This is a genomic window from Streptomyces sp. NPDC057623, assembly GCF_042800355.1.
In the GTDB taxonomy this organism is placed as follows: Bacteria; Actinomycetota; Actinomycetes; order Streptomycetales; family Streptomycetaceae; genus Streptomyces.
The window spans coordinates 15584-36893 of record NZ_JBHVGZ010000091.1 but is presented as its reverse complement, the minus strand read 5'-3'; the positions used below and the strand labels follow the sequence as shown (position 1 = coordinate 36893).

Genomic DNA, 21310 nt, shown 5'->3' with positions numbered 1-21310 from the left:
GGACCCTCAGCAAGTCCTATCGTTGCAGGTCAAGGGCACTTTCCGTGTTTCTGATCAACTCTTGGACAGCCCACCTCGTGAAAGCGCGAGGCTAATGTCATGGGTGATTACCGGGCAACTCAGCGTAGTGGGAGTGATGTCGTCATGACCGCCTCCAGCGGAGAAGGAATCGGGGCAGCCGGGTATCCGCCGGACGTCGCAACGATGCGCTCCACCGCGGCACCCGTCCTCGGCCCGGACGATGGACCGGACGCCTTCCCGCCGAACGCTGCAGGTCTGGAGACGCTCGACAGCACCCTCCGCGGCCACCTTGAGCTGCTCATCCCCGAGGTGCAGCGGGCGGCCGGCCCGCGCCCCAAGGACGTACAGACGTACTGCGCACTCGCGTGCGTGGGCGAGGCACGCAGGAAGCTGACCGTAGATGCGGGCGCCACGCTGCCGTCCCGCGTCCGCCAAGTCCGGCGCCTGGCCCGCGTCCTGCTCGCCCTGTGCGAGCACTACGAGCGGCTCACCGGCAGCGGGGAGACAGCCGAGCAAGCCGCCCTGCGGATCGTGGGAGAGCACGCCACCACGTGCGCGACGTGCCTGACCCGGGACGACGAGGGCGTGAACGCCGATCTTCCCTGCGCCGACGCCGACCGGTTGTACGACGCGTGGCGGCAGACGCGCCGCGGCACCTTCGCACCCGCCGGCTGACAAGCTCCCGCACTCGGCAGCGCGGGGCGCGCCGACAGCGGGATGACCGCGGCCGTCCCTGCCCCCCGTCGGGGGGGCGGCCGCCACAAGCCCCCGTCCGCCGTCCCAGCACCCCAGGCAACACGAGAGGGCGCCGGGCCAACGCCTCCCACCGGAGGCGTCCGTCCACATGAGGAGGAAGAGCGTGACCATCGCGTTGGAACATCCCGTGGGCACCACCGACCCGATCACCCTGGTTGAACCCGAGGTGATGAGCCGACTCGTCCACCGCGTGACCGCCGACCACCCGGAGATCAGCGACGAGACCGCACGCCGCATCGTCGGCCAGGCCGCCGCGTTCGTCGCCGCCTCCGGCCGGCAGCCCGGCCGGGACCTCGTACCGAGCGAGCTGGTCGACTACGGCTGGCACGCGTTCATCCTGCACACCGTCGATTACGCCGCGTTCTGCCAGCGCGTCGCTGGCCAGTTCGTACATCACGTGCCGACCGATGAGGAGGAGTCGGCACCCGACGGGGCAGCGCCCGCGCGCGAGCGCACTGTGGCCGCGATCGGAGCCGTCGGCTACACGGTCGACGCTGAACTGTGGCGCTCGACCTCCGACTGCAACCAGTGCCACGCCGGATGCCACGACAGCCCCAAGAGCGGCTGACAACGCGGCAGCCCATGTAAGACACTCCAGCCGTCCGGTGTCACAACCGGACGGCTGACCCTATGAGCGGAGCACCACGTGACAAGCACGGCGATCGCCTGGGACGCCTACTCACAGCAGCGGCCCGAGCGCCGCCCGGTGAACGGACGCGGCGAAACGACCTGGTTCAACTGGACGCAGTACCCCGACCACGGGCCCGGAGCCGACATGCTCGGCGTTCGCGCCGGCGCCCGAGTGCTCGACCTCGGCTGCGGAAAGGGCGGCAACGCCGCACACCTGGCCGCTATTGGCATGAAGGCCGTCGGCATCGATATCTCCCCCGCGCAGCTGCACGCCGCCCGCGCACGCTGGGGGAACACGCCAGGGCTGGAGCTACACCAGGCCGAGGCCGTCAGCTTCCTACAGAACGACCCTGGCACGTTCGACGCGGTCTACTCGGTGTACGGCGCGCTGTGGTTCACCGACCCGACCCGACTCCTGTCCGCTGTGCGTGAGCGGCTAAGCCCGGGTGGCCGGCTGGTGTTCTCGCAGAGGCCGCCCGTCGAGGGTTGCTACGGCTGCCAGGCCTCGTACATCCCGCGCGGCGACGACGAGGACCCGCTCGTCGTGAAGCGGTGGGACTACGAGCCTGACGCGTGGGAGCACCTCCTGGCAGAGCACAGCTACATGGATGTGCGCGCTTCCGTCCTGGCGGCGCCTCCGGGGACACGTCGAATGGGAACCCTCATCATCACCGCCCGCGCCTGACTGCGCCTCCGTGGCCCCGGTCGGAGTCCGCCCGACCGGGCCGCTCCATGCCTGGTCGGAGGTGTACTCGCGGCCCAGATGGGGGTCGTCGACCACAACGACTTCCCACCACTCCTGGAATACGTAGGGGTCTCGCCAGGTTTGCAGGGCGAGCGGGCCATCGAGAGGCATTCGCCATGGTCGTCCACACTTCGGTTGAGCATCGACTGAGCCAGCGATCACGGGACTACCCCAAAACGGACTCGCCCCCAGCTCGAAATACCTCTGAGCTGGGGGCGATTCGGTAGGCCCTGTGGGACTCGAACCCACAACCAATGGATTAAAAGTCCACTGCTCTGCCAATTGAGCTAAGGGCCCCAGGCGATGTTGCCTCCCCGAGCATAGCCGCACGTGGCCGAGTCTCCGATCGGGTATCGGGGTCACGGCCGCGTCCGCGGCTGCGGAGGCCCACTCGACATGGCGTCATCCGCGCCCTAGGACGGCCGAAAGGGCCCCTTCTCCGAAGGGGCCCTTTCGGGTCAGTCGGCGATCGGCGCGCCTGTGTCAGCCGTTGCGCTTCCAGCGCGGCTTGTCGTCGCGGCGCCCGAAGGAGCCGGAGGTGCCGGAGGTGCCGGAGGTGCCGGAGGTGCCGCCACGGTGGTCGTCACGACGGCCGTACGGACGCTCGTGCCCACCGGAGCGGAAGCCCGGACGGTCGTCCCGGCGGTCGCGGTTGAAGGGACGGTCGCTGCCGCGGTGACCGCCGCGCTCGTCCCGGCGCTCGAAGGAACGCCCGGCCGGACGGTCGTCGCGGCGGAACCCGCCCCGGTCGTCCCGGCGCTCGAAGGAACGCCCACCGCGGTCGTTGTCCCGACGCTCGAAGGAACGCCCACCACGGTCATCCCGACGGTCGTCCCGACGGAAACCGCCACGGTCGTTGTCCCGACGCTCGAACCCACGGTCCCCACGGTCACGGTTGAACCCACCGCGGTCGTTGTCCCGACGCTCGAAGGAACGCCCACCACGGTCATCCCGACGGTCGTCCCGACGGAAACCACCGCGGTCGTTGTCCCGACGCTCACGACGCTCGTACGCCGGAGCCTCCGCCTTGTCGGCCTGGTCGGCGTGCTGCGCCACCGGCTGCTCGGGCACGGCCACCTCGACGGCCTCGACCGCCGCGGCCTGCGCATCGGCCACCGCGGCCTCCGGGTCCTCACCGCGCTCACGCGCAGCTCGGGCCACCAGCCGGTCGGACTCCTCGCGCAGCTCGACGGCACGCCGCTGCGCGCGCTCCAGCTCCTTGGTGAGCTGAGCCACCTCGCGCTCGGCCTGCTGCGCGGCGTTGCCCGCGGACTCCGCCTGCACCTCGGTCATCGAACGGGCGCCGGTGATCTCGGCGACCTCCGGGTCGAAGGCGGCACCGCCCTGGATGATGTGGCGCGAGGCGTCGACGCCCGCGTCCTCCATCAGCCGGAAGATCTGGCGGCGCTGGTGCGGCAGCGAGAGGGAGACGACCGTGCCGGTGCGGCCGGCGCGCGCCGTGCGGCCGGCGCGGTGCAGGTAGTCCTTGTGGTCACCGGCCGGGTCCACGTTCAGGACCAGGTCGATGCCGTCGACGTGGATGCCGCGCGCGGCGACGTCGGTCGCGACGAGGACGTTGACGTAACCGTCCTTGAAGTCGGCCAGCGTCCGCGTCCGCGCACCCTGCGTCATACCGCCGTGCAGCGCGTCCGCCTTCGCACCGGCGTCACGGAGCTGCTCGGCGACCCGGTCGGCGCCCAGCTGGGTGCGGACGAAGATGATGGTGCGGCCCTTGCGGGAGGCGATCGCGGCCGTGACCGGCGCCTTGTCCTTGGGCTTCACGATCAGGATGTGGTGCGACATGGTCGTCACCGCGCCCTGGGCGGCGTCGACCTCGTGGCTGACCGGCTCGTTCAGGTAGCGCGAGACCAAGGTCTTGATCTCGTTCTCCATCGTGGCGGAGAACAGCATCCGCTGGCCGCCGGCCGGAACCTGGTCGAGCAGCTCGGTGACCTCGGGCAGGAAGCCCAGGTCGGACATCTGGTCGGCCTCGTCGAGGACGGCGACCTCGACGTTGCCCAGGTCGCAGGCGCCGCGGTTGATGAGGTCGCGCAGTCGGCCCGGGGTGGCGACGAGGATGTCGACGCCACGCTCCAGGGCGTAGATCTGGTTGCCCATCGACGTACCGCCGCAGACGACCTTCATCTTCAGGCCGACCTGGTCGCCGTAGGGCTGCAGCGCGTCCGCGACCTGCATCGCGAGCTCACGGGTCGGGGTGAGGATGATGGCGCGCGGCTTGTGCTTCTCGGTGCGGCCGCCGGACAGACGCGTCAGCGTCGGCAGGCCGAAGGAGAGGGTCTTGCCGGAGCCGGTACGGCCACGGCCGAGGATGTCCTTGCCGGCCAGGGCGTCCGGGATGGTCGCGGCCTGGATCGGGAAGGGGGTGGTCACACCGTTCTGCGCGAGCTTGCGGACGACGCCCTCGGGGAGACCGAGGTCCGCGAAGGTCACCTCGGCGGGTGCGTCCTCGACGGCCGCCTTCTCCGCGTCCTCGGGCACGACGACGTGATCAGTACTGGAAATGGACATGCGTATGCGAAACCTTCCGGAGTCTCGTCGGCACGCGCCCGTCAACTCCGTGTTTCGCAATACGACCGCCTCAATGCGGTCAGCCACGGCAAGGGAGAGAACGCGCCACACGGCGCGCTCTGCAGTGGCGCCGGGCAAATGGGATCAAACGATCTACCACCATACGCACCCCATGCCCCCCAAGGCAAACCGACCGTCACCCGTGTAGGCAACGTCACTTGCCACCGCCCCCTCGCCCCCGCCGGCCTCACCTCACGCCGGCGCCCCCGCGGCCGGCGCCGGCTCCCGCTGAGCCAGCTGCGGCCCCGTCTCCTCATGAGCCGACGACGACGGCTCGGCCACCGTGGGCGTCGGCGAGGCGGACGTCGGCTGCTCGGTCGGCGTCGGATCCGGATCGGGCGTCCGCGTGGGCGTCGGCTCGACCGTCCGCGTAGGCCCCGGCTTCTCGCTCGTCCCCGGCTTCACCGGCCCGCCCCCGGCCGGCGCGGAGGCGCTCACCTGGGCTGACGGCGAGGCCGACGGAGACGCCGATTCCGCGCCCTTCTCGTCGCCCTTCCCCTTGCCCTTCTTCCGCTTCTCCCGCTTGGCGTCGTCCGAGTGCGCCCCGTACCCGGACCCCCCGCCCGACACCGCCGACCCGCCGTCGGGCTCCTCACCGCCCCGCTGCCCCGCCGAGTGCGACGGCTTCGCGCTCCCGCCACCCCCGTCGTCACCCACGCTCATACAGCCGGCGGCAGCGGCGACGGCCATCACCGTGGCGGCCAGACGGACAGGTACGTACAAGGGGCGCACGGGAGCCACCTCCGGGGGCGGGCGAAGAAGTCAACCTGCCCAACTCCCGCCGCCCACAAGAGGACACGCGCCCACGGCACAGGGACACAAGCCCGCCACCGAATGACCGGAAGACCCCGCGGACCGCCCATCCGTGTCCGCGTCGCGGGTCACCCGTACCCGAGGGCGTGCAACCGCGCGTCGTCGATCCCGAAGTGATGCGCGATCTCGTGCACCACGGTCACCTCGGTCTCCTCGACGACCTCCTCGCGCGACTCGCACATCCGCAGCGTCGGGCCCCGGTAGATCGTGATCCGATCCGGCAGCACCCCGGCGTACCACTCCCCGCGCTCGGTCAGCGGCGTCCCCTCGTACAACCCGAGCAGATGGGGGTCCTCCGCCGGTGGTTCGTCCTCGACGAACACCGCGACGTTGTCCATCAGCCGCGTCAACTCCGGCGGAATCCGGTCCAGCGCCTCGGCGACCAGTTCCTCGAACTCCTCGCGCGTCATCTCCAGCACAGGCCCATTGTCGGGCACCACACCGCCGGAAGGAGCCGCCAACGGCCCCGCATATCCACTTCCGCACTTGGGCATACGGGACCAATGGCCCGCGTCCCCGCTGCCGTCACGAAGGCCCTCGGTCACCTCCCCAGGGTCCCCCGCGCTCTCGCCCGCCGCCATGCCGCCCGCCGCCCGGGCCCCACCCCGGAGCTCGCCGCCCGGCCCCACCCCTGGAAGCGCGCCCTCGGCCTGATCACCGTCGTCCTCCTGGGCGCCTGGCTCGGCCTGCTGGTCGTCGGCAACGTGCGGGTCCCGGTCGGCCCCATGAACACGACGATGACCCTGCGCCCCTCCGTCGCCGGCGGCACAAAGATCAACATCTCCCCGCTCGGCGCGCTCCAACTGGACAGCCACATCGCCCCCGTCCGCCTGGACGTCAACGTCGACCAACTGGACCCCGTCCGCGCCCAGGCCCTCGTCGACCACCCCGAACGCCTCTCCGGCCTCCAGGACGAGGTCGCCCAGGACGTCACCCACGGCACCCGCGACCTCGCCGTACGCAGCTGCGTCGCCGTCGTCACCGGCGCCACGGCCCTCGGCCTGGCGGTCTACCGCCGCCCCCGGCGCGCCCTGGCGGCCGGCGGCCTCGCCCTCACCCTCCTGGCGGCCTCGGGCGGCACGGCGTACGCGACCTGGAACCCCGAATCGGTCCTGGAGCCGAAGTTCTCAGGCCTGCTCTCCTCCGCCCCGTCCCTGGTCGGCAACGCACGCAGCATCGTCACCGAATTCGACGTCTACCAGAAGGAGTTGGCCCGCCTGGTCACCAACGTGACCAAGCTCTACGACGCCACCTCCACACTCCCCGCCTACGCGCCGGACCCCACCACCATCCGCGTGCTGCACGTCTCCGACATCCACCTCAACCCGGCGAGCTGGAAGATCATCGCCTCGCTCGTGGAGCAGTACAAGGTCAACGTGATCGTCGACTCCGGCGACACGATGGACCACGGCACGGCCGCCGAGAACGGCTTCCTGGACCCCATCGAGGACCTCGGCGCCCCCTACGTCTGGGTGCGCGGCAACCACGACTCCCAGGTGACCCAGCGCTACCTGGGGAAACTGAAGAACGTCCACGTCCTGGACGACGGCAGGGCACGGACCGTCGCGGGCCTGCGCTTCGCCGGCATCGGCGACCCCCAGTTCACCCCCGACCGCACCCAGATCCCCGGCGGCGACGCCGCGAACGAACTGGCGGGCGCCCGCCTCGCCACCTCTCTGCGCGACCAGCGGACCGCCGGCACGCCGGTGGACGTGGCCATCGCCCACGAACCGGTGGCGGCCCGCCAGACCGACGGCGAGGTCCCCCTCGCCCTGGCCGGCCACATCCACCACCAGGAAATGGAACTCCTGCCCTACGGCACCCGCCTGCGCGTGGAGGGCTCGACCGGCGGCAGCGGCCTGCGCGCGATCGAGGGCAAGCACCCCGACCCCATCCAGACCTCGATCCTCTACTTCGACCGCGACACCCGCCGCCTCCAGGCCTGGGACGAGATCGAACTGGGCGGCCTGGGCCTGACCACGGCGGAGGTCAGGCGCCACCTCGTGGAGGAGAACCAACCCGGCGGACCCGATCCCGACCCCGACGCCACATCCCCCAGCCCCACCCCGTAAACCGTTTTGGCGATACCTCCCGCCATCCCATATGCTTCTCACGTCCCCGACGCGCTGAGAAGCGCCCAGGCGGGCCGATAGCCCTCATCGTCTAGCGGCCTAGGACGCCGCCCTTTCAAGGCGGTAGCACGGGTTCGAATCCCGTTGGGGGCACGCAACACCGTGTGCGACACTGTAGTACACATCGCTTGGTCCTGTGGAGCAGTTTGGAGTGCTCGCCACCCTGTCAAGGTGGAGGCCGCGGGTTCAAATCCCGTCAGGACCGCTGAGGCCTCGTAAGAGGCCTCGCGGCTGGGTAGCTCAGTTGGTACGAGCGATCGCCTGAAAAGCGATAGGTCGCCGGTTCGACCCCGGCCCCAGCCACAGCAAAGGCCCCGATCCTCGGATCGGGGCCTTGTTGTGTGTCACCCGACCCGACGCCCGGGACAAAAGCGTTCGCCATGGATTTCGGCGGGATGAGATCCTGGGCCGCGTATGTCTACGCACCCTGCCCCCGCCCTCAGCGCCCTCGCCCCCCGTCTGACCGAGCTCTCCCTGCGTGACGCGCAGCGGCTCGGGCGGCGGCTCGAAGGTGCGCGCAAGATCCGTAAGCCGGAGGCGCGTGCCGCCGTGCTGGCCGAGATCGAGGCGGAGATCGCCAAAGGTGAGGAGCGGATCGCCACGCGGCGCACCCTTGTGCCCGCCGTCACGTATCCCGAGCAGCTGCCGGTCAGCCAGAAGAAGAGCGATATCGCGGACGCGATCCGCGATCACCAGGTCGTGATCGTCGCCGGGGAGACCGGGTCCGGGAAGACCACGCAGATCCCGAAGATCTGCCTGGAGCTCGGGCGGGGCGTGCGCGGCATGATCGGGCACACGCAGCCCCGCCGGATCGCGGCGCGCACGGTAGCGGAGCGGGTGGCGGAGGAACTGGACACGCCGCTCGGGGAGGCCGTCGGCTGGAAGGTGCGGTTCACCGACCAGGTGAACCCCGACGCCACCTTCGTCAAGCTGATGACGGACGGCATCCTGCTCGCGGAGATCCAGACCGACCGCGAGCTGCGCGCCTACGACACGATCATCATCGACGAGGCCCACGAGCGGTCCCTCAACATCGACTTCCTGCTCGGGTACCTGGCGCAGCTGCTGCCGAAGCGGCCGGATCTGAAGGTCGTCATCACCTCGGCCACCATCGATCCCGAGCGGTTCTCCCGGCACTTCGGCGATGCGCCGATCATCGAGGTCAGCGGGCGGACGTATCCGGTGGAGGTCCGTTACCGGCCGCTCCTCGAAGAGGATTCCGAGGACGCCGACCGCGATCAGATCACCGCGATCTGCGACGCCGTCGAGGAGCTCCAGGGCGAGGGGAAGGGCGACATCCTCGTCTTCCTCTCCGGTGAGCGGGAGATCCGGGACACCGCCGACGCCCTGGAGAAGAGGAAGTACAGGTTCACCGAGGTACTCCCTCTCTACGCCCGGCTCTCCCACGCCGAGCAGCACCGCGTCTTCCAGCAGCACACCGGCCGAAGGATCGTTCTGGCGACCAACGTCGCCGAGACCTCCCTGACCGTCCCGGGCATCAAGTACGTCATCGACCCCGGCTTCGCCCGGATCAGCCGGTACAGCCATCGCACCAAGGTGCAGCGGCTCCCCATCGAGCCGATCTCGCAGGCCAGTGCCAACCAGCGCAAGGGCCGCTGCGGCCGGACCAGCGACGGAATCTGCATCCGGCTGTACAACGAGGACGACTTCGTCGCCCGCCCGGAGTTCACGGACGCGGAGATCCTCCGTACGAACCTCGCCTCCGTCATCCTCCAGATGACCGCGGCCGGCCTCGGCGACATCGAGAAGTTCCCGTTCATCGACCCGCCGGACCACCGCAACATCCGCGACGGCGTCCAGCTGCTCCAGGAGCTGGGCGCTCTCGACCCGGCGCAGAAGGACCCCCGCAAGCGGCTCACCGAGACGGGCCGCAAGCTGGCCCAGCTGCCCGTCGACCCGCGCCTGGCCCGCATGGTCCTGGAGGCCGACAAGAACGGCTGTGTCCGCGAGGTCATGGTCATAGCGGCCGCGCTCTCCATCCAGGACCCGCGCGAGCGCCCGGCCGACAAGCAGACCCAGGCCGACCAGCAGCACGCCCGCTTCAAGGACGAGACGAGCGACTTCCTCGCCTATCTCAACCTGTGGCGTTACGTCCGCGAGCAGCAGCGCGAGCGCGGCTCGTCATCGTTCCGCCGGATGTGCAAGCAGGAGTATCTGAACTTCCTGCGCATCCGCGAATGGCAGGACATCTACAGCCAGCTCCGCACGGTCGCCAAGCAGATGGGCATCCACCTCAATGAGGAGGACGCTCCCGGCGACCGCATCCACCTCTCCCTCCTCGCCGGCCTCCTCTCCCACATCGGCATGAAGGATGTGAAGGACGGCGCGAAGAACGAGTACCTGGGCGCCCGCAGCGCCAAGTTCGCGGTCTTCCCCGGCTCGGCCCTCTTCAAGAAGCCCCCGCGCTTCGTGATGTCCGCCGAGCTCGTCGAGACCTCCCGCCTCTGGGCCCGGGTCAACGCGAAGATCGAGCCGGAGTGGGTCGAACCGCTCGCCGAGCACCTGCTCAAGCGGACGTACAGCGAACCGCACTGGGAGAAGGACCAGGCGGCGGTGATGGCCTACGAGAAGGTCACGCTGTACGGCGTCCCGATCATCGCCCAGCGCAAGGTGAACTACGGCCGTATCGACGCGGAGGTCAGCCGCGAGCTGTTCATCCGCAATGCCCTGGTCGAGGGCGACTGGCGCACCCACCACAAGTTCTTCGCCGACAACCGCAAACTCCTCAGCGAGGTCGAGGAGTTGGAGCACCGGGCCCGGCGCCGGGACATCGTGGTCGACGACGAGACGCTGTTCGACTTCTACGACGAGAGGGTCCCGGACCACGTCGTCTCCGGGGCCCACTTCGACTCCTGGTGGAAGCGCAAGCGGCACGAGCAGCCGGACTTCCTGGACTTCGAGCGCGAGATGCTCATCCGGGAGTCGGCCGAGGCGGTCACCAAGGCCGACTATCCGGACACCTGGCGGCAGGGTGAGCTGAAGTTCCGGGTGACGTACCAGTTCGAGCCGGGCGCGGACGCGGACGGTGTGACGGTCCATGTCCCGCTCCAGGTGCTGAACCAGGCCGTGGACGAGGGCTTCGACTGGCAGATCCCGGGCCTGCGCGAGGAACTGGTGACGGAGCTGATCCGCACGCTCCCCAAGCCGATCCGCCGCAACTACGTCCCCGCGCCGAACTTCGCGAAGCGGTTCCTGGACACGGCGGCCCCCTTGCAGGAGCCGCTGACGGTGACCATGGCCCGCGAACTCAAGCGCATGGTCGGGGTCCCCTTCACCGCCGACGACTTCGACTGGTCGAAGGTCCCCGACCACCTCCGCATCACCTTCCGGATCATCGACGAACGCCGCCGCAAGCTGGCGGAGGACAAGGATCTGGAGTCGCTGCGGCTCCGCCTGAAGCCAAAGGCCAGGCAGGCCCTCTCGCAGGCCGCCGCGGCCACCGCGTCCCGCCAGGGCGGCGAGTCCCTGGAGCGCGCGGGCCTGACCGACTGGACGATCGGCGCGCTCACCCGCGTCTTCGAGACGCGCCGCGCCGGCCAGCCGGTGAAGGCGTACCCGGCGTTGGTGGACGACGGTGACACGGTGTCGGTCCGTCTCTTCGACACGGAGGCGGAGCAGCAGCAGGCGATGTGGAAGGGCACCCGCCGCCTGATCCTCCGCAACATCCCGGTCAATCCCGCGAAGTTCGCATCCGAGAAGCTGACCAACCCGCAGAAGCTGGCGCTGTCGGCGAACCCGCACGGTTCGATCCAGGCCCTCTTCGACGACTGCGCGATGGCGGCGGCGGACAAGCTGATCGGCGACTTCGGGGGGCCGGCGTGGGACGAGGAGTCGTACCGGAAGCTGTACGACAAGGTGCGCGCAGAGATCGTCGACACGACGGTCCGTACGGTGGGCCAGGTGCAGCAGGTCCTCGCCGCCTGGCAGGCCGCTGAGCGCCGCCTGAAGGCCGTACGCAGCCCAGCCCTGCTGGCAAACCTCACGGACGTGCGCAAGCAGCTGGACGCCCTTGTGAAGCCCGGTTTCGTGACGGCGGCGGGCCTGCGCCGCCAGCCCGACCTGATGCGCTACCTGATCGCGGTGGACCGCCGGCTCCAGCAGATGCCGACGAACGCCCAGCGGGACACGACGCGCATGGAGAAGGTCCACGAGATGCAGGACGAGTACGCCTGGCTCCTGGAGCAGATGCCGCAGGGCCGCCCGGTGCCGCAGCAGGTGCTGGACGTCCGCTGGATGCTGGAGGAGCTCCGCGTCAGCTACTTCGCGCACGCCCTCGGTACGGCGTACCCGATCTCCGACAAGCGGATCGTGAAGACGATCGACACGCTGGCCCCGTAACGGGGCGCGCACGCTGGGTGAGTTCGACCAGTGGGCTCACCCTCCTGTAGAGTCTCTTCTCGCAGCGCAACGCACGAATAGCGCCGCAAAACCTGGTCCTGTGGAGCAGTTTGGAGTGCTCGCCACCCTGTCAAGGTGGAGGCCGCGGGTTCAAATCCCGTCAGGACCGCAGTGATGAGCAAGGCCCGTGCCCGATGAAGGGTGGCGGGCCTTACTCGTGCGCCCAGACACACGACGTCACCCTCCACCGCGCCAAGATGGAGATCGTCGTCTGCGGGCCTTCTTCGTTCCCGCATCCATCCGGGGCGCCGCCCCTCTCGGCGCCGGCCCGCACTCATCAGCCCGTCCGGCGTTTGAGGACGAGGCCCGTTCAGGGCCGAAGCGGGGGTCTGGGGGCCGCAGGTCCCCAGGGGGCGGTCACTTCGGCGCCGGGTGCTCACGAACCGGCATAACCGGCGGAGCCCCTCATAGAGGCGCCCGCCACCTTGACGGCGTCACATTCACTCGGTACCCAGAAATCAGGGACCTTCCCGGCGTGGCCCCACGGAGGTGGCGTATGGCGGCATCGACCAGGCACGAGACGCGGGCGTTGCTCCGCGCGCACCTGTCAGCCGCCTCCTCCTACCGACATCTCACCCGTCACTGCCCGATCTGCCACCGCCTGCAACGGCTGGCGATGGACTCCGCCCCGCACGGCACCACCTGGACGACCCGGGCCCCCGACGAAGTCGCCGAGGGCGAAGCCGCCTCCACGGCGTGACCCGTACCAACGTCAACTCCCGCCCTGGCATGGGGCGCTGGAGGCCAGTCCCCCTTTAGCGCACATGGGCCAGAGGCAACAAGCACCGAGCCATGTGACGGGTGTCACCGCATGAGTTTCCGAAAGTGCGGTACTTACACCCTGCCTACAACTGGTCAATTTAATATGTGCAATTGCACCAGCTTCTAGGGATCCTCCAGCCCACGCTCCGTGACACCCACGGCGGGTCCACAGGAGATCCGACACCCCTCCCCAGACTCCGACAAGGCCGCCCACAGGACCGCCGGACGGCACACATTCCGCGCACAAAAAAGATCGCGCTGGACCCGGCGGAGTCCAGCGCGATCTACGACGCACCCTTGTTGCGTGCCTGAAAAGCTCTGACGGCTTGGGCGTGAGCTCTGTTGGGGCAGAACCCGCGTCGCTTGGAGCTAGGGTTCGGGCGCCGCGGCAAGTTGGGGGAACTGCCGTTTTGCCCGGTTATGGAGTTGTTCAGGCCTCGCTGCGCTGCTGCGGGATGCCCGCGAGCAGAGCGCGGACCTCAGCCTCGCGGTAGCGGCGGTGTCCGCCGAGCGTACGGATGGAAGTAAGCTTCCCGGCCTTCGCCCACCGCGTGACCGTCTTGGGGTCGACGCGGAACATCGTGGCGACCTCAGCCGGGGTCAGCAGCGGCTCGGCATCAGGGGTGCGAGCGGTCATGAGCGGCCTCCTCGGGAGAACCGAACCTTCTCGGTTCTTTCCTCTAAATTCTGCACCTTGACCCGCGTTGCCCGAAATGGCGGACGCGAGTCGAGTCGGTTATAGGACGAACGGCTTGTCCTCGGCACTACAACTACACCATCTGTCCAGCCGCGTCGGCCAAACCGATGGAATTGCCCTCCCAGGTGTTCATCAGCGACGGAAGCCGATGGACCATGCCATAGCGGACAGTCACGCCACTGTGACGATCAGTCACAGTGGCGTGCAGGAGTCCCAAGACCCCCCAAAGCGTGCAATGTCGAGATGGAGTCCTCCCCGGACTCCTTGTCCTATTTTGGCACGAGGGGGGGTTAGGGGCGCAAGGGCCGCGTACGTGCGGTCCGTCACGCTTACGCGCGTTGAATCATGGTTGATGCATACGCCCGTATCGGGTCCTACGTCCCTTGTTGACGAGACATCAGGAACCTCAGAGCGAGCACGAAACCCCAAAACGGGCGTCTCGTCAAACGCCAGTTCGTTACGTCACACAGTGCGTCAGGTCACACTGGCGGGCTCCACCTGGCCCGTTCAGTTGGCCGAACGCCGGTCCCGCACGGACCGCCAGCGCTCCACGAGCCGCCCGTAGGCCACCCCCGCGGCCTCCCCGTCGCCACGACGCAGCGCGTCAATGCCGTGGGTCACATCCGCGGCCGAGTGGTCGTCCTCCAGCTCGCCGGCGGGCAGGGCGTGCACCAGGCCGCCGTAGTCCAGCTCGACCAGCGAGCGCGGGTGGAACTCCTCCAGCCAGCGTCCGACGTCCAGCAGGCCGTCGATGAGCGGCCCCTCGTCGATGGCGTCCTTCAGCGTCCGCAGAGCCCGCGCCACCCGCCGCCGCGCCTCCACCATGGGCGTCCGGTAGCGCAGCATCGGGGGGATCTCGCCCGAGCCCTTGTCGAACCGCCGCTCCTCGTCCGACACCAGCACGAACCAGTGCAGCGGCACCTGCCAGGTCGAGGTCCGGATCCAGGGCCGGGCGTCGGGGTTGCGGGCCAGCCAGCGTTCGTAGTCCTGGGCCGCCTGGCGCCGTACGACCTCCGGCAGCACCGCGTCCAGGACCGGCTTCGGCAGCTCGTCGTCCAGCTCCCCGAGCGCCAGCCAGCCGCGCAGCCGGGTGCGCCACGGGCACACGCACAGCACCCCGTCGACCTCGGCCACGAAGGCGTCGCCGCTCTCCTGGACGGGCACGGGGACGGGTGGTGTGGGCAGCAAGTCGGCCAGCGAGCGGCGCAGTTCGTCCTGGTACGACGGACGGTCGTCGCGGCGGGCGTAGCGGGCCCAGTGGTCGCGCTCCGGTTCCGGGAAGGCGGCCAGTGGCTCGTAGACGCGCAGATACGTCGCGTACGGGACGATCACCGAGGACACCTTGGGCACGCCTGCTCTCTCCCCCGCCGTCTGCCAGGAAAACCCGCGGAACCCGCTTACAAACGTGCGGGAAAACTATGCAAATCGTCGCACGGCTGTACTCCGGGAGTAGGTGATCCTGAGCACTGCGGGATGGACGGGTGCCGACGGGTCTAATCTCATGCTCACAGCCCCCGCCACCCGTACGGGAGCTCGCTCCAATCGCCGCCAGTACTCAGGAGTCACCACAGTGACCGACGTAACACACGGCGTCCTGCACACCCTGTTCCACTCGGAACAGGGCGGACATGAGCAAGTCGTGCTCTGCCAGGACCGCGCCAGCGGCCTCAAGGCCGTCATCGCCATCCACTCCACCGCCCTGGGCCCCGCCCTAGGCGGTACGCGCTTCTACCCGTACGCGACCGAGGACGAGGCCGTCTCCGACGCGCTGAACCTCGCGCGCGGGATGTCGTACAAGAACGCCATGGCCGGTCTCGACCACGGCGGCGGCAAGGCCGTGATCATCGGGGACCCGGAGAAGATCAAGACCGAGCAGCTGCTGCTCGCGTACGGCCGGTTCGTGGCCTCGCTGGGCGGCCGCTACGTCACCGCGTGCGACGTCGGCACGTACGTCGCCGACATGGACGTCGTGGCCCGCGAGTGCCGCTGGACGACCGGGCGCTCGCCGCAGAACGGCGGCGCGGGCGACTCCTCCGTGCTCACCGCCTTCGGCGTCTACCAGGGCATGCGCGCCTCGGCCCAGCACCAGTGGGGCGACCCGTCGCTGCGCGGCCGTACGGTCGGCATCGCGGGCGTCGGCAAGGTCGGTCACCACCTGGTGGAGCACCTGCGGGCGGAGGGCGCGGAGGTCGTCATCACGGACGTGCGCGAGGAGGCCGTGGGGCGGATCCTCGCCGCGCACCCGACGGGCGTACGGGCCGTCGCGGACACCGCGACCCTGATCCGCGTCGACAACCTCGACATCTACGCTCCGTGCGCGCTGGGCGGCGCCCTGAACGACGACACCGTCCCGGCGCTGACCGCCGAGGTGGTGTGCGGCGCGGCCAACAACCAGCTCGCCCACCCGGGCGTAGAGAAGGACCTCGCCGACCGCGGGATCCTCTACGCGCCCGACTACGTGGTGAACGCCGGCGGTGTCATCCAGGTCGCCGACGAGCTGCACGGCTTCGACTTCGAGCGCTGCAAGGCGAAGGCCGCGAAGATCTACGACACCACGCTGGCCATATTCGCACGTGCGAAGACGGACGGGATTCCGCCGGCCGCCGCGGCCGACCGGATCGCCGAGCAGCGGATGGCGGAGGCTCGCGGGGCGCACTGATCCGGTGCGCTGTCCGGCCGAAGATCACCCCTGAAACGGGTTTGCCCGGTACCCGCCGGTGGGCAGTTGGAGAGAACTCTCACTTCTACCGGCGGGTCGACCGCCGATAAGTGGTTAAAATCGCGGTTGACCAGCGAGGACGGGGCGCCTCGAAGGTCCTGTGCACACGCGCGTGCTGCGGGCGACGTACCGTATGGGCGCGGGCTCAGGTACCGTGGAAGCCCTACGGACCGGTCTCTCCGAGGAGAGTCCGTTCCAGATCATGAACGCGTGTCAAGACTCTGGGGCCGTCGAGCCCCGTCACCGAGGGGGTCGAGCCATGGGGCGCGGCCGGGCCAAGGCCAAGCAGACGAAGGTCGCCCGCCAGCTGAAGTACAACAGCGGCGGGACTGACCTGTCGCGTCTGGCCAACGAGCTGGGCGCTTCGACTTCGAGCCAGCCGCCGAACGGCGAGCCGTTCGAGGACGAGGACGAAGAAGACGACCCGTACGCCCAGTACGCGGATCTCTACAACGACGACGATGAGGATGACGAGGACGACGAGTCCGGTCCCACGTCGCAACAACGCCGCGGCGCTTGACTGTCCAGCAGTGCCTGACCCGGTCCTGAGCGGTTCTCCGCCAGACCGGGTTTTGCACTGCCTCGGCAGGCGTCAGCCCGCGTAGTCTCCGACCAACTCGGCACCCGTGGTGTGGTCGCCACGGTCCGTGATCTCGCCGGCGACCCATGCGTCGACCCCGCGGTCGGCCAGTGTCGCCAGGGCCGCGTCGGTGGACTCCTCCGGCACGATCGCGATCATGCCGACGCCCATGTTCAGGGTCTTCTCCAGCTCCAGGCGCTCGACCTGACCCGTCCTGCCGACGAGGTCGAAGATCGGGGCCGGGGTCCAGGTGGTGCGGTCGACGGTCGCGTGCAGGTGGTCCGGGATCACCCGGGCCAGGTTGGCGGCCAGACCGCCGCCCGTGACGTGGCTGTACGCGTGTACGTCCGTGGTGCGGGTGAGGGCCAGACAGTCCAGCGAGTAGATCTTCGTCGGCTCCAGCAGCTCCTCGCCGAGGGTGCGGCCCAGTTCGTCGATCCGGGTGTCCAGGGCGAGACCGGCCTGGTTCAGCAGGACGTGGCGGACCAGCGAGTACCCGTTCGAGTGAAGGCCGGATGCCGCCATGGCGATCACCGCGTCACCCTTACGGATGCGATCGGGGCCCAGCAGCCGGTCGGCCTCCACGACACCCGTACCGGCGCCGGCGACGTCGAAGTCGTCCTCGCCCAGCAGACCGGGGTGCTCGGCGGTCTCGCCGCCGACCAGCGCGCAGCCGGCGAGGACACAGCCCTCGGCGATGCCCTTGACGATGGCGGCGACACGCTCGGGGTGGACCTTGCCGACGCAGATGTAGTCGGTCATGAACAGCGGCTCGGCACCGCACACCACGATGTCGTCCATGACCATGGCGACCAGGTCGTGGCCGATGGTGTCGTAGACGCCCATCTGACGGGCGACGTCGACCTTGGTGCCGACGCCGTCGGTGGCGGAGGCGAGGAGGGGACGCTCGTAGCGCTTGAGGGCGGAGGCGTCGAAGAGGCCGGCGAAACCGCCGAGGCCGCCGAGGACCTCGGGGCGCTGGGTCTTCTTCACCCACTCCTTCATCAGCTCGACCGCGCGGTCGCCCGCTTCGATGTCGACGCCCGCGGCTGCGTAGCTGGCACCAGTTGTCTCAGACATGGCAGTAGAGAACCTTCGTGTCGTACGGCAGGCGTTTCTTAAAAAAGCACAGCACGGGCCCGGTACTACGGGCGGCGGATCGCGTCGGAGGCGGCCGTGGCGGCCGGGCCGGCGGCCAGCTCCGTCTCCAGGAGCTGCTTGCCGAGCAGCTCGGGGTCGGGGAGCTCCATCGGGTACTCGCCGTCGAAGCAGGCGCGGCAGAGGTTCGGCTTGGCGATGGTGGTCGCCTCGATCATGCCGTCGATGGAGATGTAGGACAGGGAGTCGGCGCCCAGCGAGGTGCCGATCTCGTCGATGGACATGCCGTTGGCGATGAGCTCGGCACGGGTCGCGAAGTCGATGCCGAAGAAGCAGGGCCACTTCACGGGCGGAGAGGAGATCCGGATGTGGACCTCCGCGGCTCCCGCCTCGCGGAGCATGCGGACCAGGGCGCGCTGGGTGTTGCCGCGCACGATCGAGTCGTCGACGACGACCAGACGCTTGCCCTTGATGACTTCCTTCAGCGGGTTCAGCTTCAGGCGGATGCCGAGCTGGCGGATGGTCTGGGAGGGCTGGATGAACGTACGTCCGACGTACGCGTTCTTCACCAGACCCGCACCGAACGGGATGCCGCTGGCCTCCGCGTAACCGATTGCCGCCGGGGTGCCGGACTCCGGGGTCGCTATGACCAGGTCGGCGTCGACCGGGGCTTCCTTCGCGAGCTTGCGGCCCATCTCCACGCGGGAGAGGTAGACGTTCCGGCCGGCGATGTCGGTGTCCGGGCGGGCCAGGTACACGTATTCGAAGACACAGCCCTTGGGCTTCGCTTCCGCGAATCGCGAGCTGCGCAGGCCGTTCTCGTCGATGGCGACGAACTCGCCCGGCTCGATCTCGCGGACGAAGCTCGCGCCGCAGATGTCGAGGGCGGCGGACTCGGACGCGGCGACCCAGCCGCGCTCCAGGCGGCCGAGGACCAGCGGGCGGATGCCCTGCGGGTCGCGGGCGGCGTAGAGGGTGTTCTCGTCCATGAAGACGAGGCTGAAGGCGCCCTTGACCTGCGGAAGGACCGTGTGGGCGGCCTCCTCGATGGTCAGCGGCTTGCCGTCCTCGTCGACCTGGGCCGCGAGCAGAGCGGTCAGCAGGTCGGTGTCGTTGGTGGCCGCGACGCGCGGGGTGCGGCCGCCCTCCTGCTTGGGGAGGTCGGCGACCATCTCGGCGAGCTGCGCCGTGTTGACCAGGTTGCCGTTGTGGCCGAGCGCGATGGAACCGTGCGCGGTGGCGCGGAACGTCGGCTGGGCGTTCTCCCACACGGAGGCGCCGGTGGTCGAGTAGCGGGCGTGTCCGACCGCGATGTGACCCTGGAGCGAACCGAGCGAGGTCTCGTCGAAGACCTGGGACACGAGGCCCATGTCCTTGAAGACGAGGATCTGGGAGCCGTTGCTGACCGCGATTCCCGCGGATTCCTGGCCCCGATGCTGGAGGGCGTAGAGCCCGAAGTACGTGAGCTTTGCGACCTCTTCACCCGGAGCCCAGACACCGAAGACGCCACACGCGTCCTGGGGGCCCTTCTCGCCGGGAAGTAGATCGTGATTGAGTCGACCGTCACCACGTGGCACGGCTCCGAGTGTAGGCGAGATCGACCACTGGTCCGAATTGGGGATACGCGACCGTAAAGGATCACTCGGCGGCTGTCGCGTTCACACGCTCGCCGTTTTCGCTGGTCAGAGTGAGGGTGCGATGATCCAGTCCGTATTTCACCGTGCTGTCGAAGAGGCCCAGGAGGGTCTTCTCCGTCTTCATGAGTGAGGTGTCGCACATCATTCGCGTGGTGGACGCGGTGCCGAGCGTGATACGGCCGTCGCGGACCGTCGCCTCGGCCTTCACCTTGTTGCAGCCGAGGCTGCCGCTGACCAGTCCGGTCTTCTCGTCGAACGTGAGGTGTGCCTTGCCGTCGGCGTCCGGGCTGGTGATGTTCCACTTCGTGCCCTTGAGCGGGGCGGCCTCCTCCTTGGTGAGGGCGACGCGGTCGCCGTCCGCCGTGGTGAGGGTCAGCTTGTCGCCGTCGACCTCGGTGGTGAGGTCGCCGTCGGCCAGGGTGCGGGCGAGGGTCTGCTCGAAGTCGGCCGGGACGCCCTCACAGGCCATCTCGGTCGCCTGCACCTGGTCGAAGCTGACGTGGCTGTCGGCGAAGGCCGCGTCGGCGCCGAAGTTGTTGCAGCCGAGGTTGCCCTTGACCTCGCCGCCGTCGGCGATCCGCAGGTAGGCGTCGCTCGGGGCGGCGCTCTTCTTGCCGTCGACGGTGACGTCGTCGACCGCCCAGTAGGCGCCGGTGACGGAGGCCGAGGCCCCGGAGCCGACGGACTCGCTGCCCGCGTCCTCGCTGCCGCAGGCGGCGGCGAGCGGAAGGAGGGTCAGCGCGGCGAGGGCCGCGGCCAGTCGCTGCTTGTCCATGCCAAGAGTGCCGAGTGTGTTCATGCCGGTGGGACGGGAGGGACACGGGACTGGTTCCGCGCGGTTCCGCTGGCCGGGGGCTGGTCCGGGACGGCCACGGGTCAGCCCAGGAGCGGCAGCAGCCCGCTCAGGTCGGCCCGCTCCCCGCTCGCGCTCACCTTGGCCTCCGCCAGCGCGTCCTGCCACGTCACCCGGCCGGTCGCGAGCCGGATCCAGGTCAGCGGGTCGGTCTCGACGACGTTGGGCGGGGTCCCCCGGGTGTGCCTCGGCCCCTCGACGCACTGCACCACGGCATACGGCGGGATCCGCACCTCGGTCGAACCGCCGGGCGCCTTCGCGGCGAGGGCGTCGGCGAGCAGGCGGGTGCAGGCGGCGAGGGCCTGGCGGTCGAACGGGATGTCGAGACCGGGGACGGCGGCGTTGAGGTCGTCGGTGTGGACGACGAGCTCGACGGTACGGGTGACGAGGTGGTCGGCGAGGGTCATGGCGCCGGTGCGGGTGGCGAGGAGCCGGTCACCCGGGGCGTCCGCCAGCCGGTGCGTGAGGCGTTCCCCGGTGCGGGCGTAGAGCGCGTCGAGGTCGGGGTGGGCGGCGGCGAGGTCGCGGGTGCCGTCGGCGATGTCGTCGGCACGGGCGGCTGTCGCGAAGGGCCACTGGAGAAGGGTGAGCTCGGCCTTCGCCGGTTCCTCGCGGTCGAGATTGCGGCTGACGCTCTCCACGGCCATGGTCACGTGCGCGGCCAGGTCCCGCACGGTCCAGCCCGGCAGCCGGGTGGGGAGCGCGAGCTGCTCGTCGGTGAGGGCGCGCACGGCCGGCCGTACGTGCCCGAGCTGGGTGAGCACCGCGGTCCGGATCTTGGCGGGGTCGTAGGCGCGGGCACGCTTCTTGGCCGGGGGCATGCACGGCAGCCTATGCGGGCTGCGACCGCGTCGTGGGC

17 protein-coding genes and 5 tRNA genes are annotated in these 21310 nt (G+C 69.5%); 12 read left to right on the top strand and 10 right to left on the bottom strand.

Translation table 11 applies throughout. The features are described 5' to 3' along the window. The first annotated feature begins 144 nt into the window (after positions 1-144). The 3 genes from ACFU95_RS45480 (at position 145) to ACFU95_RS45470 (ending at position 2092) form a co-directional block, all read left to right on the top strand. Positions 145-696, top strand: a complete 552-nt coding sequence (locus tag ACFU95_RS45480) for a DUF6415 family natural product biosynthesis protein (protein WP_383841867.1) — start codon at positions 145-147, stop codon at positions 694-696. Positions 697-880: 184 nt separating this feature from the next. Beyond that, the gene (locus tag ACFU95_RS45475; protein ID WP_383841864.1) at positions 881-1345 is read left to right on the top strand and encodes a glycine-rich domain-containing protein; all 465 of its coding nucleotides are present in this window, start codon (positions 881-883) and stop codon (positions 1343-1345) included. A gap of 78 nt (positions 1346-1423) precedes the next feature. Next, a complete protein-coding gene (locus ACFU95_RS45470; protein ID WP_383841861.1) occupies positions 1424-2092 on the top strand; it encodes a class I SAM-dependent methyltransferase in 669 nt (222 codons plus the stop codon). 284 nt (positions 2093-2376) lie between these two features. Here ACFU95_RS45470 and ACFU95_RS45465 read toward each other — a convergent pair. From ACFU95_RS45465 to ACFU95_RS45450, 4 genes are all read right to left on the bottom strand, one after another. Further along, positions 2377-2449, bottom strand: a tRNA-Lys gene (locus ACFU95_RS45465). Positions 2450-2635: 186 nt separating this feature from the next. Next, on the bottom strand, positions 2636-4681 hold the full coding sequence (locus tag ACFU95_RS45460; protein WP_383841858.1) for a DEAD/DEAH box helicase: 2046 nt from the start codon (positions 4679-4681) through the stop codon (positions 2636-2638). Between the two features lie 252 nt (positions 4682-4933). Further along, positions 4934-5473 carry a hypothetical protein gene (locus ACFU95_RS45455; RefSeq protein WP_383841855.1) on the bottom strand — a complete coding sequence of 180 codons (540 nt, stop codon included), beginning with the start codon at positions 5471-5473 and terminating at the stop codon, positions 4934-4936. 149 nt (positions 5474-5622) lie between these two features. After that, positions 5623-5973, bottom strand: a complete 351-nt coding sequence (locus tag ACFU95_RS45450) for a metallopeptidase family protein (RefSeq protein WP_383841852.1) — start codon at positions 5971-5973, stop codon at positions 5623-5625. A gap of 84 nt (positions 5974-6057) precedes the next feature. Here ACFU95_RS45450 and ACFU95_RS45445 point away from each other — a divergent pair, with 84 nt between their 5' ends. From ACFU95_RS45445 to ACFU95_RS45415, 7 genes are all read left to right on the top strand, one after another. Then, a complete protein-coding gene (locus tag ACFU95_RS45445; protein ID WP_383841849.1) occupies positions 6058-7626 on the top strand; it encodes a metallophosphoesterase in 1569 nt (522 codons plus the stop codon). A gap of 80 nt (positions 7627-7706) precedes the next feature. Further along, positions 7707-7779 (top strand) — tRNA-Glu (locus ACFU95_RS45440). A 37-nt stretch (positions 7780-7816) separates the two neighbouring features. Next, a tRNA-Asp gene (locus ACFU95_RS45435) sits at positions 7817-7891 on the top strand. Between the two features lie 24 nt (positions 7892-7915). Further along, positions 7916-7989, top strand: a tRNA-Phe gene (locus ACFU95_RS45430). A gap of 111 nt (positions 7990-8100) precedes the next feature. Further along, positions 8101-12045: an ATP-dependent RNA helicase HrpA gene (hrpA, locus tag ACFU95_RS45425; RefSeq protein WP_383841846.1), complete on the top strand. Its 3945-nt coding sequence runs from the start codon at positions 8101-8103 to the stop codon at positions 12043-12045. Between the two features lie 94 nt (positions 12046-12139). Then, positions 12140-12214: transfer RNA gene (locus tag ACFU95_RS45420), tRNA-Asp, on the top strand. Positions 12215-12601: 387 nt separating this feature from the next. Further along, positions 12602-12805, top strand: coding sequence for a DUF6274 family protein (locus ACFU95_RS45415; protein ID WP_383841844.1), 204 nt, complete (start codon positions 12602-12604; stop codon positions 12803-12805). Positions 12806-13297: 492 nt separating this feature from the next. Here the strand turns inward: ACFU95_RS45415 and bldC are convergent, their stop codons facing one another. Both bldC and ACFU95_RS45405 read right to left on the bottom strand, forming a co-directional pair. Continuing rightward, a complete protein-coding gene (gene bldC, locus ACFU95_RS45410) occupies positions 13298-13504 on the bottom strand; it encodes a developmental transcriptional regulator BldC (RefSeq protein ID WP_003949541.1) in 207 nt (68 codons plus the stop codon). A gap of 567 nt (positions 13505-14071) precedes the next feature. Beyond that, entirely contained in the window at positions 14072-14914 is an 843-nt protein-coding gene (locus tag ACFU95_RS45405; RefSeq protein WP_383841841.1) for a hypothetical protein, read from the bottom strand. A 220-nt stretch (positions 14915-15134) separates the two neighbouring features. On the opposite strand from ACFU95_RS45405, the gene ACFU95_RS45400 reads away from it, so the two are divergent. After that, entirely contained in the window at positions 15135-16223 is a 1089-nt protein-coding gene (locus ACFU95_RS45400) for a Leu/Phe/Val dehydrogenase (protein ID WP_383841838.1), read from the top strand. A 319-nt stretch (positions 16224-16542) separates the two neighbouring features. Then, the gene (locus ACFU95_RS45395) at positions 16543-16803 is read left to right on the top strand and encodes a DUF3073 domain-containing protein (protein WP_383841835.1); all 261 of its coding nucleotides are present in this window, start codon (positions 16543-16545) and stop codon (positions 16801-16803) included. A 72-nt stretch (positions 16804-16875) separates the two neighbouring features. On the opposite strand, the gene purM is transcribed toward ACFU95_RS45395, so the two are convergent. The 4 genes from purM to ACFU95_RS45375 form a co-directional block, all read right to left on the bottom strand. Beyond that, a complete protein-coding gene (purM, locus tag ACFU95_RS45390; protein WP_383841832.1) occupies positions 16876-17943 on the bottom strand; it encodes a phosphoribosylformylglycinamidine cyclo-ligase in 1068 nt (355 codons plus the stop codon). Between the two features lie 65 nt (positions 17944-18008). Then, complete coding sequence (gene purF / locus ACFU95_RS45385) at positions 18009-19538, bottom strand: amidophosphoribosyltransferase (protein ID WP_383841829.1); 1530 nt, start codon at positions 19536-19538, stop codon at positions 18009-18011. Between the two features lie 61 nt (positions 19539-19599). Then, positions 19600-20373 carry an META domain-containing protein gene (locus ACFU95_RS45380; protein ID WP_383841826.1) on the bottom strand — a complete coding sequence of 258 codons (774 nt, stop codon included), beginning with the start codon at positions 20371-20373 and terminating at the stop codon, positions 19600-19602. Positions 20374-20474: 101 nt separating this feature from the next. Next, positions 20475-21272 (bottom strand): sterol carrier family protein, encoded by a 798-nt coding sequence (locus ACFU95_RS45375; protein ID WP_383841823.1) that lies wholly within the window; start codon positions 21270-21272, stop codon positions 20475-20477. Positions 21273-21310 lie beyond the last annotated feature (38 nt).